Genomic DNA, 14,529 nt, shown 5'->3' with positions numbered 1-14,529 from the left:
CGCGCGATTGATCAGCGTCGCTGCGCGACCGACGCCAGCGTGAAGCGGAACGTCGCACCGCCATCGGGTCGCCCGGTGGCGTCGATCGTGCCGCCGTGGCGCTCGACGATGCGCCGCACCGAGGCCAGCCCCACGCCGTGGCCCTTGAACTCGTCGTCGCGATGCAGACGCTGGAACGGGCGGAACAGCTTGCCCGCGTAGTCGGCGTTGAACCCGGCGCCGTTGTCGGCGACGTAGAACACGCCACCCGGCTCGACACCGAACTCGATCGTCGCGCGCGCGGTGTTCGCGGTGAACTTCCAGGCGTTGCCCAGCAGGTTCTCGAGCAGGTTGCGCACCAGCGCGGGATCGCCGTCGGCCTGCAGGCCCGGCGCGATGCGCACCGCGACCTCGCGGCCGGGTTCGGTCTGCCGCAGTTCCGACAGCACATCACCCGCTATGCGCGTGAGGTCGAGCGGCGCACGCTTGAACTCGCCGCGGCTGATCCGCGACATCTTCAGCAGTGCATCGATCAGCTCATCCATGCGCGAAGCCGCGTTGCGCACGCGCGCCAGGTAATCCTGCCCCTGTGCATCGATGATCGCGTGGTAGCGCTCGGCGAGGATGCGGCCGAACCCGTCGATGCTGCGCAGCGGCGCACGCAGGTCGTGCGAGACGATGTAGGCGAAGGATTCGAGCTCGTGATTGGCCTGGGTGAGTTCGCGCGTGCGCTGTTCGACGCGTGACTCCAGCGTGCGGTTGAGCGCATGCACCTGCGCCTCCGCGCGCAGGCGCTCGGTCACGTCGTCGACCTGCACCAGCCGCGCGACGTCACTGCCGTCGTCGCCGGGCATGAGGGTCGAGGCCAGATGCACCTCGCGGATGTCGCCATCGTGGCGTCGCAGCCTGCGCGTGCTGCGATGTACGCCTTCGCGCAGGGCCTGCATCTCCTGCGTACGCGTGACGTCGTCGTGCGCATCCGCGAAGTAGCTCGCGATCAGCGTGCCGTTCAACGTCGCCTGGCTGACGCCGGCGATCTCGGCCATCGCCGGATTGCTTTCGAGAATCGCCCCGTTGCGATCGAGCAGCACCATGCCGATCGCCGAGTACTGCATCGCATTGCGGAAACGTTGTTCGCTGCGCCGGTACGAATCGCTGAGCCGGTGCGCGAGCGTCTCGGCGCGGGACTGGGTCTGCGCCAGCGTCATCACCACCGCGAACAGCAACAGCGATGCGACCACGCCTGCGATGAGCGTGGCCTGTAGTTCGCGCATGCCGGCGGACGTGAGCGGGCCGACGTGCTGGAAGTCGTAGCGCCAGCTGCGGCCGTAAAGCTGCTGGGTCACGGTGTGCAGCACGCGGGTATCGCCCGACGGGTCGTCGACCCAGCCCTTGGAGGCCAGCAGCGGCGTCTCCGCGCCATTGCTGACGTCGACGATGCGGAACGCCAGATTGCGGTCCACGGCGATCATCGAGCGGTCGATGAACTCCGCGGTGCGGAACGGCGCGTATACCCAGCCCACCAGTGCGTTCTCGCGACCGGCCTGCGACACCGGCAGCCGCGCGGTGCGATACACCGCCGCGAACAGCAGTACACCCGCCTGCCCCTCGCGCCCGTACTGGCGCAGGCGCACCGGCGCACTCAACCGCACTTCGCCGCTGTCGCGCGCCGCGTCCATCGCGGCGCGGCGGGTCGGATCGCTGTACTGGTCATAGCCGATGGCGAGTCGACTGGAGTCGATCTCGGGCTCGAAATAGAGGATCGCGCCGTAATGCGGTCGCACGCCACGCGGCGTCACCGAGAACAGGCCCTCGCCCGCCGCACGCTGACGCAACTGCAGTTCGGCCAGCGAGCGCGGATCGAGATAGGCGACGTAGCCGATCCCCATCATGCCGGGCAACTGGCGGCGGACATCCAGACCTTCGACATAGCCGCGCCACTGCCGTGCGGTCGGCGTTTCCACCGCCGCGCTGTGCAGCGCCACGCCGCCGCGGATGCTGAGCTCGTACTGCAGCAGCCGCTGGCGCACGGTTTCGGCCAACTGGTCGGCGTCGGCGATGAAACTCGCCTCCGCCAGTCGGCGCTCGCGCTCCCCGGCGCCTCGCGCATACAGCGCCACCATCAACAGCGAGCCCAGCAAGACGAGACCGGCGAGCACATGGCTCCGGCGCAACCGCCAGGCGGACTGCACACGTGTAGGCGGGACGGGCGGATGTGGCGTGGACGCGGCCATCACGACAGCATAACGAGCGCGCACGCATCGACCAAAAAAAACCGGGCCCGAAGGCCCGGTTTCTCGACATATGGTGGAGGTGGCGGGAATCGAACCCGCGTCCGAAGGCACTCCATCCCCGGTACTACATGCTTAGCTCACCGTTGGATCTCGCCCTGTGGCAGCACGGTGTGCGAAGCGCACCCCAGGACCAGCCTGCTTTGGTTAAGCCGTGACTGACAGGCAGCCATCACAGCCGGTTCCGTGATAATGACCCTACATCTACGAGCACGGGCACAAGTAGGTTCGGGGCTTACGCCTTAAGCGGCGAGAGCGTAGTTGTCGTCGTTGGCAACTAAAAGTTTGCTACTGGATTAACGAGGAAAGTCGCCCCCTCGGCATGCACCAGGCAATTTCGCAACCCCCGTCGAAGCCTGGGCACCCCCGGGAGTCAGAAGTCGCTCTGACCCGGCCAGTATAGGGCCGATGCGGCGTATCTCAACTACGGACACGGTGCGCCGCGCTTCCGGTTCACCTGCGCTTTCCGCATCGTGATCGCTGCGTGCAACGCACGTCCGGCGACCCTCGCGATCATGTCATCTGCTATACGTGTGCGTTGTTCCAAGCGCGCTGATAGCATGCGCGTCCCCTTGGGGAGTAGCCGGCTTCCGCATCGCGGAAGCGCCTGCATCAACACACTCGATCCGCATGATCGTGGTGCAGGCAACCAGTCCAGGTAGGCGAGACCAGCGGTGCATCGGCGCTACGGAGGTTGGGCGTGCCGGCGTGCCGTGCATCGTCTCCGCCCGACCCGAAGCAGTTGCCGCATGTCCTTTCTATCGATCGTCCTGATCGGCTTCGCCATGTCCACCGATGCATTCGCGGCCGCCGTCGGCAAGGGCGCGGCGATGCAGCAGCCGCGGTTTCCCGAAGCGCTGCGCGCCGGCGCGATCTTCGGCGTCATCGAAGGCGTGACGCCGCTGATCGGCTGGGCGCTCGGCCTCGCAGCGTCGTCCTACGTCACCGCGTGGGATCACTGGATCGCATTCGTGCTGCTCGGCGCGCTCGGCATCCGCATGGTGCTCGCCGGCCTCCGCAAGGACGCGCCCGACGATGCCGAAGGCGACGCACGCCCACACGGGTTCTGGAATCTCGCCGCGACCGGCTTCGCCACCAGCATCGACGCGATGGCGGTCGGCGTGGGCCTCGCCTTTCTCGACGTCAACATCCTGCTGGTCGCGACCGTCATCGGCGTCTGCACGCTGGTCATGGTGACGACGGGGATCATGCTCGGCCGCGCACTTGGCGCGATCGTCGGCAAACGCGCGGAAATCGTCGGCGGCCTGATCCTGATCGTCATCGGCAGCGTGATCCTCTACGAGCACCTGTCGGGCAAGGCGGGCGGTATCGGGATCGGCTGACTGCAGTCGATTCACGGTCGCCTGACGCGCGCGGACCGATGCTCGCGCCACGCCAGCCAGGCACGGAGCCGACCATGAAAGTCCGTCGCGTCTACAGCACGCCGTCCCTGCAAGCTGCCGAAACAGCGGTCCGTGCCGCACGTGAAGCGGGCATCGCCGAAAACGACATCTCGCTCATCGCGCGCGGTGATGTCGAACTCGACGCAATGCCCGAACACCAGAAGGAAGCGCCGACCGACTTCAAGCACGCCGCCGTGCGCGGTGCAGGCATCGGTGGCGCGACGGGTCTGCTTGCAGGGCTGGTCGCGGTCGCAGTGCCGCCGCTCGGGCTGACACTCGCGGGCGTCGCGTTGACGACCCTCGGGGGCGCGGCAGTCGGCACCTGGGCATCGTCACTGGTCGGCGCCTCCCTGCCCGATCCGATCCGACAGAAATTCGAGGGCGAGATCGAAGCAGGTCGCGTGCTGGTGGTGATCGATGGCGAGGGCGACACGCTGGCAGGTGCCGAGGCCGCATTGCGCGACGCGGGCGCGCTGCATTTGCCGTACGGCGACCCGGCTGCGATGAGCTGAGCGCAGCGATCGACACGGCAGCCAGCTTCGGCTGACGCTTCGGATCCAGCTGTGACTACGCCGTTTCGCACGCAGCGCGCGCGACGTGCTGGCGCGCGTCGTCGACCCAGACGACCGGCGCGACGCCGGGCCGCGAAATCACCACGGCCTGCGTGTAGCCGACATCACCGCCGAAGCCATCCTTCGAATTGACCTCCATGCAGACGATTTCGCCGTTCTGCAATACCCGCTCGTGTCGAAACTCGGCCGTGGCGGGATTGCGCAGATGGTCGAGCACCAGTGCGCGTGCGAGCAGGCGCTTCGTGTTCGCGGGAGAGGCGCCCTGCTCTGCTGACACAGTCTGGCTTTGATCGACGCCTGTAAGAGGCGGCTGTGAATCCAGGATGGGTGGCGATGCGCCCGTCGACGCGGATGACCCGGCCGGCGGGCTGGATGGCGCCGCGACCGGCAATGCATGCGATGCGCGCGCGGCATCGTATCCACGGCGCACCTCGTTCCAGTCGACACCTGCTCCGATCGCACCCATCACGGCGATCGCGATCCACACTGATTCCGTGCGCTTCATGTCGCTCCTCCTGAGCTGCAGATTGTCCTGTCGCATTCCAGCGGCGGCAGAACGCAAGCGCCGATTGGCGAAACAGCAGCTACCGTCACCGCGTGGCGGCAACAAACGGAACATGGGAAGAGGCCAGACGGGTCGCGAGATGCAGCTGCAGCAACGTCGCGTATGCAGTGCGGGACGAGATTGGCGGAGAGAGTGGGATTCGAACCCACGGAAGGTTTGACCCTTCGGCGGTTTTCAAGACCGCTGCCTTAAACCACTCGGCCATCTCTCCGATGTGTCTCGTTTCATCACTTGCGCCGCTGACGCGATTACGGCTGGCCGCCAAACGTCGAAACAAACGCCACGCGTGATCGCGTGGCGTGGCGCGATTACGCCATTGTCGCACGCACCGCGGCGGTGGAGATACGCGGGGGCGGGATGGCGCCGGGCATCGGCTTCTTCTCGCAGTTGCGGCAATCGAGGCTGGAGGCCTCGATCAGGGGCGGCAGCTTCTCGGCGAGGAAATCGATGAAGACGCGCACCGCCGGCAGCAGGCCGCGACGCGAGGCGAACACGGCGTGGGCGATGCCCTGCGGCAGGTGCCAGTCGGGCAGTACGACTTCGAGTTCGCCGTTGCGCACGGCCTCGGCGCACAGGGTTTCGGGCAGCATCGTGATGCCGAGGCCCTGCTTGGCCAGCGCCATCAGCATCGGGAAATCGAAGCCGGCGACGCGCGGCTTGAGCTCCACGCGGCGCGTGGTGCCATCGTTGGCCTGCAGGTCCCAGCGCTGCTTCACCTCGTCCTCGCCCATGCTCATCGTGGTGTGCTGGTCGAGCTCGTCGGGATCCTTCGGGCGGCCCATGCGGTCGAGATAACCCGGGCTGGCGACCAGCAGTTCCTGGATCTGGCCGAAGCTGCGCATCACCAGGCTGCCGTCGTCGTCGAGCTTGGAACGCACGCGTACCGCGACGTCGAAACCCTCGTTGATGACGTCGACGCGGCGGTTGCTGACGTGCAGCTGCACGCGCACCTGCGGGTAGCGCGCGAGGAACTCCGGCAGCATCTGCGGAATCGACTGCTGGGCGATGCTCACGGGCACGCTGACGCGCACGAGTCCGCGCGGCTCGGCGCTGAGGCGGTCGACCACCTCACGCGCGGCGGTCGCCTCGGCGAGCATCGACTGCGCATGGCGGAAGACGCTCTGGCCGACATCGGTGACCGCGAACCGACGCGTGGAACGCTGCAGCAGACGCACGCCGAGCTCGGTTTCGAGCTGGCTGATCCGGCGGCTCAGGCGCGATTTCGGAATGCCGAGCGCACGTTCGGCAGCCGCGAAGCCACCGTGCTCGACGACCATCGCGAAGTAGTACAGATCGTTGAGATCCTGCATGTGGGGGAACCTCGCTATCAGAACAATCCGCGATATTCCATCACCTTTATTCCAATTTCGCAACAGACAGCGTCTACCGCTGCCACTCGTTCCAGATAGGACGACGATGCAGCCGAGGCGGCGTCAGTCGATGCGCGACAGGCCGCCCATGTACGGCCGCAGCGCCTCGGGGAGCTCGATCGAACCGTCGGCCTGCTGGTAGTTCTCCATCACGGCGATCAGCGTGCGACCGACCGCGAGGCCCGACCCGTTGAGGGTGTGCACGGGTTCCGGCTTGCCGGTCTCGGGATTGCGCCAGCGCGCCTGCATGCGCCGCGCCTGGAAGTCGCCGGTGTTCGAGCAGGACGAGATTTCCCGATAGGTCTCCTGCGACGGCAGCCAGACTTCGAGATCGTAGGTACGGCGCGCGGCGAAGCCCATGTCGCCGGTGCACAGCAGCAGCTTGCGGTACGGCAGGCCGAGCCGTTCGAGCACGGTTTCGGCGCAGCGCGTCATGCGCTCGAGCTCGGCGTCGCTGTCATCGGGGCGCACGATCGACACCATCTCGACCTTCTCGAACTGGTGCTGGCGGATCATGCCGCGCGTGTCGCGGCCGTGGCTGCCGGCCTCGGAGCGGAAGCACAGCGAATGCGCGCTCATGCGCAGCGGCAGGCGATCGGCCTCGACAATCGTGTCGCGCACGATGTTGGTCAACGGCACTTCGGCGGTCGGAATCAGATACCGCGTCTCGTCGCCGAACGGCGTCGCGAACAGGTCGTCCTCGAACTTCGGCAGCTGGCCGGTGCCGCGCATCGTGTCGGCGTTGACGATCAGCGGCACGCTGGTTTCTTCGTAGCCATGCTCGTTGGTGTGCAGATCGAGCATGAACTGCGCAAGTGCGCGATGCAGGCGCGCGAGCTTTCCCCGCAGCACGGTGAAACGCGCGCCGCTGAGCTTGGCTGCCGTCTCGGCATCGAGCCAGCCATGGCGCTCGCCGAGCGCGACGTGGTCGCGGACCTCGAAATCGAACGCGCGCGGGCTGCCCCAGCGCGACGCTTCGACGTTGCCGGATTCGTCGCGCCCCACCGGCACGCCTGCATCGGGCAGGTTCGGCACCCCGAGCACGATCGCTTCGATATCGGCCTGGATCTCGAGCAGACGTGCTTCGCTGGCCTTCAATTCATCACCGAACCCCGCAACCTCGGCCAGCAACGGCGCGACGTCCTCGCCCTTCGCCTTTGCCTGGCCGATCGCCTTGCTGCGCGTGTTGCGCAGGTTCTGCAGTTCCTGGGTGCGCACCTGGATCTGCTTGCGTTCGGCTTCGAGCGATTCGATCCGCGATACCGGCAGTTCGAACCCGCGGGTCTCGCGCAGGCGCGCGGCGGTATCGGTGACGTGCTGGCGCAGAAGGCTGGGATCGAGCATGGCGGGGCTTCGGCTTATCGATAACGGAATCCGCATTATCGCCCGGATTCCCGCGGGGCGCGCCCGCTGCGTCCGCGCGCCGAACAGTCGGCGCGAAAGCGTGTGCAAGAATGCGGCGCCACGTCGAGGAGCCCGCCATGTCCGCTTCGTCCCCGCCCTTGTCCGTCCGCCTGCGCCGCACGCTGCGCGACGTGATGCCGAGCGGACGCGCGTGGTGGTTCGTGGCCGGGGGCTGCGTCGCCGGTCTGCTGCTGTTCGCGCTGCTGTGGCTGGCGCGTCCGTCGACGGATGCCGGTGGCGATGGCGAAGACATTCCGGCAGTCGCCGGCGACCGCGCGATGACGCCCCTGCCCGCGCCGTTGCCCGCCGCCGGCAGCACCGATCGGGGTTTCGATTACGCCAGTTCGCAGGACACGCGCACGCCGGTGCGCATCGATGCGCACGTGCCGCAGAGCGCGCCGCCGCCCGCACCTGTCGCAGCGCCCGTGGACCAGGCGCCCGCCCCGCCGGTCACGACCGCGGCCGCCGATCTGCCGAGCAGCGTGCCGCGCCCGGTCTCCACCCAGCAGCCCGAATACCCGCGGGCATCGATGCGGCGTGGCGAGCGTGGGGATGTGCTGTTGCGGGTCCAGGTCGGCGCGGATGGTCGCGTCGAGGGCGTCGACGTCGTCAGCAGCAGCCAGCATCGACGTCTCGATCGCGCGGCCGTCTCCGCAGTGCGTCGCTGGCGATTCGAACCGGCGATGCGAGATGGCCAGCCGGTCGCCGGCGAGCTGCGGATTCCGTTCTCGTTCGCGCCCGAAGGCGGCTGAGCACGGCGCTTTCGCACTGCACATCGCGTCCACATCCTGCGTGGGACGCTCGCCGCACCCATTCAGGTAAGGAGGTGCGGCCATGAACGACCCGGTGCAGCGTCCCATCGATCCGCCGCCGCAGGAACCGCCGCGCAAGGGTTCCAGCCCGCTCGTGTGGATCCTGTTGCTCGTGGTGCTCGTCGCACTCGGCTGGTATGCGCTGACCCAGCGCGGCACCACCGACACGCCCGAGTTGCCGCCGACGCCGGTCATCGACGACCCGGCCGCGCCGCCCGCCGAACGAGAGCCTGCGACCCGCACCACGCCACGCGCCGACACGACGCCCGCCCGCCCCGCCGATCGCGAAGCCCGCCCGGTCGCGCAGCCGGAAATCCCGTACCCGCCGGCCGCCGCGCGCAGCCGCGAAGAAGGGTCGCTGATCCTGCTGGTGCAGGTGGACGCGAACGGCAACGCCACGGACGTGACCGTCGAGAAGCGCAGCGGTTCACGCGACCTCGATCGCGCCGCGCAGCAGGCGGTGCGCGACTGGAAGTTCGAACCGGCGATCAAGGGCGGCAAGCCGACCGCAAGCGCGGTCCGCGTGCCGATCGAGTTCACGCTGCAGGACGCAGGCTGATCACGCAGTCCGAAACGCGCTGAAAACGCAACGCCCGCATCTTCCGAATGCGGGCGTTTTTCTTTGGACGATCCGGAACCTGTGGAAGCGCGCGCGATTGGTGAATCGGCGCCGCCCATCGCGCGCAAGCGCGCTCCCGCAAAAGCCCTGCTCGATTCGGGCGTCAGGCGTTGCGCATCGAGAAGCCGGCAGTCTGCGCCAGCTCCAGGAATCCCGGAAACGAGGTCGCGACATTCGCGGTGTCGCCGATGACGACTTCGCCGCGCGAGCGCTGGCCGGCGATCGCGAACGACATCGCGATGCGGTGGTCGCCATGGCTGTCGACGCGCCCGCCACCGACGCCATCCGCGCGGCCGGTGATCGTCGCGCCATCGGGCGCTTCCTCGATCTCGACGTCGAGCGCGCGCAGGCCTGCGGCCATTGTCGCGATGCGGTCCGACTCCTTGACCCGCAGTTCGTGCGCGCCGGTCACCCGTGTCACGCCCGAGGCACAGGCCGCGGCGATGAACAGCGCCGGGAATTCGTCGATCATGTCCGGCACGTGGGCCTCGGGCACGTCGATGCCGTGCAGCGGTGCGTAGCGCACACGCAGGTCTGCGACCGGCTCGCCCCCCTCCTCGCCCGCTCCGGATTCGACGATGTCCGCGCCCATCAGGCGCAGCACGTGCAGCAGACCGGTGCGACGCGGGTTCATGCCGACACGGCGCAGCAGCAGATCGGAACCGGGCACGATCGACGCGGCGACGAGAAAGAACGCGGCCGACGAGAAATCCGCCGGCACGCGCACGTCCGTCGCGCGCAGGCGATGCCCGCCACTGAGACGCGCGATGCCCGGTGCGAACTCTATCGGCAAGCCGAATGCGGCGAGCATGCGCTCGGTGTAATCGCGTGTCGGCCGCGGTTCGTGCACGATGGTCTCGCCATCGGCGTACAGACCCGCGAGCAGCAGGCAGGATTTCACCTGCGCGCTGGCGAGCACGTTGTCGAATTCGATGCCCGTCAGCGGCGTGCCGCCGTGCACGTGCAGCGGCGGTACACCGCCGTCGCCGGTGTCGATGCGGGCGCCCATCTGCGCCAGCGGCTCGGTGACGCGGCGCATCGGTCGCTTCGACAGCGATGCGTCACCGACCAGCGTGCTGTCGAAGGCCTGGCCCGCGAGCAGACCGGCGATCAGACGCATGCCGGTGCCGGCATTGCCGCAGTCGAGCGGACCTTCAGCCGCGCGCAGGCCGTCGATGCCGACGCCGTGGACGACGCGCACACCCGGCGCCGGCGTGTCGATCGCGACACCCAGGCTGCGGAAGATCGCTTCGGTCGCACGCGCGTCCTCGCCTTCGAGAAAACCTTCGATGCGCGACGTGCCGTCGGCGAGCGCGGCCAGCATGATCGCGCGATGCGAGACCGACTTGTCGCCCGGCACCCGCACTTCACCACGCAGCGGCGCGCCCGGCGCCGCGATCCACGACGCCTCGCTCACGGCACGGCGACCGGGTAGGAACCGAGCACGCGCACCTCGCCGGCGAACGCGTCGATCTCGCCCAGCGCGTCCTTGAGCGGCGATTCGTCGACGTGGCCGTTGACCTCGATGAAGAACGCGTACTGCCACAGCGCACCGTGCGCAGGACGCGATTCGATGCGATTCATGCTGATGTCGCGACGCGCCAGCGGCTCGAGAATGCGGTACAGCGCGCCGGGCTGGTCGCGGATGAAGACCATCAGCGACGTGCGGTCGTTGCCCGAGGTCGGGAACGCGCCGCGACCGATCACCAGAAAGCGCGTGGTGTTGTCGCTGCGGTCCTCGATCGGACCGGCGAGCACCTGCATGCCGTAGACGTGCGCCGCGTTCTCGCCGGCGATTGCCGCCGCATCGTCGGATTTCTTGGCCCGGCGTACGGCCTCGGCATTGCTGACCACCGCGTGCTTTTCGACACCCGGCAGGTTCTCACGCAGCCATTGCTTGCATTGCGCCAGCGACAGGCCGTGCGAATAGACGCGTTCGATGTCCTCGATGCGGCCAGTGCGCGACAGCAGGTACTGGTGCACGCGCAGTTCCACCTCGCCGCAGATCTTCAGCGGCGAGGTCAGGAACATGTCGAGCGTGGACTGGATCGTGCCCTGCCCCGAATTCTCGACCGGCACCACGCCGAAATCGGCATTGCCGGCGGCGACCTCGTCGAACACTTCCTCGATGCTCGCCAGCGGCAGGCCCTTGGCCGAATGGCCGAACTGCTTGTGCACGGCCTGCTGCGAGAACGTGCCTTCCGGCCCGAGATAGCCGATCTTCAGCGGTTCCTGCTGCGCGAGACACGCCGACATGATCTCGCGGAACAGGCGCACGAGTTCGGTATCCGACAGCGGGCCGTCGTTGCGGTCGACGACACGGCGCAGCACCTGCGCCTCGCGCTCGGGCCGGTAATAGTCGACGGCCGCGGCGAGCTTGCCCTTGGCCTTGCCGACCTGGCGCGCGAACTGCGCGCGCTCGGCGATGAGGGTCTGGATCTGGCGGTCGATACCGTCGATCTGTGCGCGCACCGCATCGAGATCGGGCCTGGCGACGCCTGCGGTGGCAGCGGCCTTCACCGCGTCGACCTTCGTGCCCGCCGGCTTCTTCGCCTGCGCGGCCACCGGGGTCTTCTTCTTCGAGTCAGCCATGGGTCTTCTGGAAATCCTGCATGTAGGCAACGAGGCTGCGGACGCCGTCCACCGGCATCGCGTTGTAGATGGACGCGCGCATGCCGCCGAGCACGCGATGCCCCTTAAGACCGATCAAGCCGGCCTCGCGCGCGCCGTCGAGGAACGCGGCGTTGCGCGCTTCGTCGGCGAGGAAGAACGGCACGTTCATGCGCGAGCGCACGGCGGCATCGATGTCGTTGCGATAGAAGCCGCCCGAGCCGTCGATCGCGCCGTAGAGCAGCGCCGCCTTCTCGTCGCTGCGGCGGTTGAATTCCACTGTGCCGCCTTCGTCGAGCATCCAGCGGAACACGAGACCGGCCACGTACCAGTTCCAGGTCGGCGGCGTGTTGAGCATCGAGTCGTTGGCGAGCTGCGAGCCGTAATTGAAGATGTCGGCGCGTGGCATCCCGGCGCGCTCGAGCAGCGCCCGGCGCACGATGACGACCGAGATGCCGACGGGCCCGAGATTCTTCTGCGCGCCGGCGTAGATCACGCCGTAACGCGAGATGTCGATCGGCTCGGACGCGATGCTGGAACTGAAATCGGCGAACAACGGCACATCACCGGTGTCGGGCGCGGTTTCGCCCCAGGCCGGCCGGTACTCGACGCCGTGGATGGTCTCGTTCGCGGTGATGTGCACATAGGCCGCGCCCGGCGTCAGTCGCCAAGAGTCGCGGGCGGGAATCGTGCGGTAGCCGTCGGCCTCGCCGCTGGCGGCGATGTTCACCGACACCGCCGGGGTGAGCTGCTTGAGCGCGGTCTTGCCCCAGTGGCCGGTGACGACGTAATCGACCGTGTCGCCCTGGTTCGCGAAGTTCAGCGGCAGCAGCGCCTGGGCCGTCGTCGCGCCGCCCGGGAGGAACAGCACCGCGTAGTCATCGGGCACACCGAGCAGCGTGCGAAGATCGGCTTCGGCCCGTGTGGCGACCTCCATGAACTCCGGTCCGCGGTGGCTCATCTCGACGATCGACGCGCCGGCATCGCCCCACTCCAGCATGTCCGCCTGCGCCTGTTTCAGCACGCTTTCAGGCAGGGCCGCCGGTCCCGGGGCAAAGTTGTAAGCACGCGCCATTGAACACTCCACGGAACGGATTTCGGGGCCGGCAAGTATGCCGCAGCGCAACAGTTTGACGTGCATCCGATGGTTGCGCTGGCAACGTATGTCACTGGTCCACAGCAGGCGCGCCGCGCCGAGGAGTCCCACATGTCATTGCGCGATGCGTTGCGGATCCGGGCGTCCGAAGTCACCGACGAGGCCGTCTATCGCGACCGGCGACGCCTGCTGGCCCTGATGGCAGCGGCGCCCGCGCTCACCCTCGCGGGGTGCGCCGAAGCCGAGCCGCCGCCGGCCTCCACCACGCGTGTCACCCCCGCGCAGGCGCGCAGCGGGTTCCGCACCGACGAGCCGCTGACGCGCTTCGAGGACATCACCAGCTACAACAACTTCTACGAGTTCGGCACAGGCAAGGGCGATCCGTCGCGCGCGGCCAAGACGCTGCGCACCTCGCCGTGGACGGTCGAGGTCGGCGGCGAGTGCGCCAAGCCCGGGCGCGTGTCGTTCGAGGACCTGCTGCGCGGCGTGGCCAACGAGGAGCGTATCTACCGGCTGCGCTGCGTCGAGGGCTGGTCGATGGTGATCCCGTGGAGCGGCGTGCCGCTGGCCTCGGTGCTGCGCAAGTTCGAACCCAACGCCAACGCGAAGTACGTCGCATTCACCACGCTGGCCGATCGCGAGCAGATGCCCGGCCTGCGGTTCCGCTCTATCAACTGGCCCTACCGCGAAGGCTTGCGCATCGACGAGGCCATGCACCCGCTGGCCTTCCTCGCCACCGGCCTCTACGGCAAGACGCTGCCGCAGCAGAACGGCGCGCCGTTGCGGCTGGTCGTGCCGTGGAAGTACGGTTTCAAGAGCATCAAGTCGATCGTAGGCATCCGCTTCGTCGAACGCATGCCCAGCACCGCGTGGAACGATCTGCAGCCGTCGGAATACGGCTTCTTCAGCAACGTCAATCCGGCGGTCGACCATCCGCGCTGGAGCCAGAAGACTGAGCGGCGTATCGCCGGCAGCGGCAACCGCCTGCTCGCCAACCGTATCGACACGCGGCCGTTCAATGGCTACGCCGACCAGGTGGCGTCGCTTTACTCGGGCATGGATCTGCGCAAGTGGTACTGAAGGCCGCACCGGCGGTTCGCCCGGCCCGACCGGCGACACCGCCGGCGATCATCGCCGCCAAGACGCTGGTGCATCTGATCTGTCTGGCGCCGCTGGCGTGGCTGGGCTGGCGCGTGTGGCAGGTACTGGGCGGCGCGAACGTTGACGTACTCGGCGCCGAGCCGGTGGTCGCGATCGAACACGAGCTCGGGATCGGCGCGCTGCGTCTGCTGCTGATCACGCTGGCGATCACGCCCCTGCGTCAGATCACCGGCTGGACGGCGGCGCTTCGGTTCCGGCGCATGCTCGGCCTGTATGCGTTCGTCTACGCCAGCCTGCACTTCGGCGTGTGGCTGGCGCTGGATCTGGTCGGCGATCTGTCGCAGGTCGCGACTGAGATCGCGCGGCGCCCGTTCATCACCGTGGGCTTCCTCGCGTGGCTGCTGCTGGTGCCCCTCGCGGTGACGTCGACCAAGGGCTGGATGCGGCGCCTAGGTCGCAAGTGGGGGCAGCTGCACAAGGCGATCTATCCGATCGCCGCGCTCGCCGTGCTGCATTTCTGGTGGATCGTGAAATCGGACTGGCGCGAGCCTGCGCTGTACGCGGGCATTCTCGCGGTGCTGCTGGGCTGGCGGGTGTGGAAGGCGGTGCAGAAGCGGCGCTTGGCTAGCGCTGCCGGCGCCCGCGTCGCAACGCCCAGACGATGACACCGACCACGAAGACCGGCACCGCCAGTACGCCGAGGATGA

The 14,529-nt window shown here is 68.0% G+C and carries 13 protein-coding genes, 1 tRNA gene, 1 other RNA gene and 1 riboswitch; of the genes, 6 read left to right on the top strand and 9 right to left on the bottom strand.

Translation table 11 applies throughout. The features are described from left to right. Positions 1 to 11 precede the first annotated feature (11 nt). Together AC3A5T_RS09135 and ssrA are read right to left on the bottom strand one after the other, a co-directional pair. Positions 12 to 2,171 carry a CHASE domain-containing protein gene (locus tag AC3A5T_RS09135; protein ID WP_487628295.1) on the bottom strand — a complete coding sequence of 720 codons (2,160 nt, stop codon included), beginning with the start codon at positions 2,169 to 2,171 and terminating at the stop codon, positions 12 to 14. 113 nt (positions 2,172 to 2,284) lie between these two features. Continuing rightward, positions 2,285 to 2,638, bottom strand: a transfer-messenger RNA (tmRNA) gene (gene ssrA / locus AC3A5T_RS09130). Positions 2,639 to 2,838: 200 nt separating this feature from the next. After that, positions 2,839 to 3,003, top strand: a riboswitch (yybP-ykoY riboswitch). A 16-nt stretch (positions 3,004 to 3,019) separates the two neighbouring features. Between ssrA and mntP the strand changes: the two genes are divergently transcribed. Together mntP and AC3A5T_RS09120 are read left to right on the top strand one after the other, a co-directional pair. Beyond that, on the top strand, positions 3,020 to 3,613 hold the full coding sequence (gene mntP / locus AC3A5T_RS09125) for a manganese efflux pump MntP (RefSeq protein ID WP_487628294.1): 594 nt from the start codon (positions 3,020 to 3,022) through the stop codon (positions 3,611 to 3,613). Between the two features lie 74 nt (positions 3,614 to 3,687). Next, positions 3,688 to 4,185: a hypothetical protein gene (locus tag AC3A5T_RS09120; RefSeq protein ID WP_487628293.1), complete on the top strand. Its 498-nt coding sequence runs from the start codon at positions 3,688 to 3,690 to the stop codon at positions 4,183 to 4,185. Positions 4,186 to 4,240: 55 nt separating this feature from the next. On the opposite strand, the gene AC3A5T_RS09115 is transcribed toward AC3A5T_RS09120, so the two are convergent. From AC3A5T_RS09115 to serS, 4 genes are all read right to left on the bottom strand, one after another. Next, positions 4,241 to 4,750, bottom strand: coding sequence for a hypothetical protein (locus AC3A5T_RS09115; RefSeq protein ID WP_487628292.1), 510 nt, complete (start codon positions 4,748 to 4,750; stop codon positions 4,241 to 4,243). Between the two features lie 181 nt (positions 4,751 to 4,931). Further along, positions 4,932 to 5,021 (bottom strand) — tRNA-Ser (locus AC3A5T_RS09110). Positions 5,022 to 5,118: 97 nt separating this feature from the next. Then, positions 5,119 to 6,120 carry a LysR family transcriptional regulator gene (locus AC3A5T_RS09105; protein WP_232135567.1) on the bottom strand — a complete coding sequence of 334 codons (1,002 nt, stop codon included), beginning with the start codon at positions 6,118 to 6,120 and terminating at the stop codon, positions 5,119 to 5,121. Positions 6,121 to 6,243: 123 nt separating this feature from the next. Next, entirely contained in the window at positions 6,244 to 7,524 is a 1,281-nt protein-coding gene (gene serS / locus AC3A5T_RS09100) for a serine--tRNA ligase (RefSeq protein WP_487628291.1), read from the bottom strand. 137 nt (positions 7,525 to 7,661) lie between these two features. Here serS and AC3A5T_RS09095 point away from each other — a divergent pair, with 137 nt between their 5' ends. Both AC3A5T_RS09095 and AC3A5T_RS09090 read left to right on the top strand, forming a co-directional pair. Beyond that, entirely contained in the window at positions 7,662 to 8,336 is a 675-nt protein-coding gene (locus AC3A5T_RS09095) for an energy transducer TonB (RefSeq protein WP_487628290.1), read from the top strand. Positions 8,337 to 8,418: 82 nt separating this feature from the next. After that, positions 8,419 to 8,955 carry an energy transducer TonB gene (locus AC3A5T_RS09090; protein WP_332077172.1) on the top strand — a complete coding sequence of 179 codons (537 nt, stop codon included), beginning with the start codon at positions 8,419 to 8,421 and terminating at the stop codon, positions 8,953 to 8,955. Between the two features lie 163 nt (positions 8,956 to 9,118). On the opposite strand, the gene aroA is transcribed toward AC3A5T_RS09090, so the two are convergent. The 3 genes from aroA to serC are packed head-to-tail and all read right to left on the bottom strand — an operon-like array spanning position 9,119 to position 12,700. Next, positions 9,119 to 10,432 (bottom strand): 3-phosphoshikimate 1-carboxyvinyltransferase, encoded by a 1,314-nt coding sequence (gene aroA, locus AC3A5T_RS09085; protein ID WP_487628289.1) that lies wholly within the window; start codon positions 10,430 to 10,432, stop codon positions 9,119 to 9,121. Continuing rightward, complete coding sequence (pheA, locus tag AC3A5T_RS09080) at positions 10,429 to 11,607, bottom strand: prephenate dehydratase (RefSeq protein WP_487628288.1); 1,179 nt, start codon at positions 11,605 to 11,607, stop codon at positions 10,429 to 10,431. The genes aroA and pheA overlap by 4 nt, the downstream gene beginning before the upstream one ends. Next, positions 11,600 to 12,700, bottom strand: coding sequence for a phosphoserine transaminase (gene serC / locus AC3A5T_RS09075; RefSeq protein WP_487628287.1), 1,101 nt, complete (start codon positions 12,698 to 12,700; stop codon positions 11,600 to 11,602). The genes pheA and serC overlap by 8 nt, the downstream gene beginning before the upstream one ends. A 132-nt stretch (positions 12,701 to 12,832) precedes the next feature. Between serC and msrP the strand changes: the two genes are divergently transcribed. Both msrP and AC3A5T_RS09065 read left to right on the top strand, forming a co-directional pair. Continuing rightward, entirely contained in the window at positions 12,833 to 13,801 is a 969-nt protein-coding gene (gene msrP, locus AC3A5T_RS09070; protein WP_487628286.1) for a protein-methionine-sulfoxide reductase catalytic subunit MsrP, read from the top strand. Next, positions 13,798 to 14,487 carry a protein-methionine-sulfoxide reductase heme-binding subunit MsrQ gene (locus tag AC3A5T_RS09065; protein WP_487628525.1) on the top strand — a complete coding sequence of 230 codons (690 nt, stop codon included), beginning with the start codon at positions 13,798 to 13,800 and terminating at the stop codon, positions 14,485 to 14,487. The genes msrP and AC3A5T_RS09065 overlap by 4 nt, the downstream gene beginning before the upstream one ends. The last annotated feature ends 42 nt before the right edge of the window (positions 14,488 to 14,529 follow it).

Source organism: Luteimonas sp. Soil_C_16, assembly GCF_057657295.1.
Note: the sequence above shows the minus strand (reverse complement) of the source record. Positions and strands in the feature narration are given on the sequence as shown.

Coding starts and splice junctions, on each gene's coding strand:
- mntP (WP_487628294.1), top strand. CDS start 3,020: ATGTCCTTTCTATCGATCGTCCTGATCGGCTTCGCCATGTCCACCGAT.
- msrP (WP_487628286.1), top strand. CDS start 12,833: ATGTCATTGCGCGATGCGTTGCGGATCCGGGCGTCCGAAGTCACCGAC.
- AC3A5T_RS09095 (WP_487628290.1), top strand. CDS start 7,662: ATGTCCGCTTCGTCCCCGCCCTTGTCCGTCCGCCTGCGCCGCACGCTG.
- AC3A5T_RS09120 (WP_487628293.1), top strand. CDS start 3,688: ATGAAAGTCCGTCGCGTCTACAGCACGCCGTCCCTGCAAGCTGCCGAA.
- serC (WP_487628287.1), bottom strand. CDS start 12,700: ATGGCGCGTGCTTACAACTTTGCCCCGGGACCGGCGGCCCTGCCTGAA.
- pheA (WP_487628288.1), bottom strand. CDS start 11,607: ATGGCTGACTCGAAGAAGAAGACCCCGGTGGCCGCGCAGGCGAAGAAG.
- AC3A5T_RS09115 (WP_487628292.1), bottom strand. CDS start 4,750: ATGAAGCGCACGGAATCAGTGTGGATCGCGATCGCCGTGATGGGTGCG.
- AC3A5T_RS09105 (WP_232135567.1), bottom strand. CDS start 6,120: ATGCAGGATCTCAACGATCTGTACTACTTCGCGATGGTCGTCGAGCAC.
- serS (WP_487628291.1), bottom strand. CDS start 7,524: ATGCTCGATCCCAGCCTTCTGCGCCAGCACGTCACCGATACCGCCGCG.
- AC3A5T_RS09090 (WP_332077172.1), top strand. CDS start 8,419: ATGAACGACCCGGTGCAGCGTCCCATCGATCCGCCGCCGCAGGAACCG.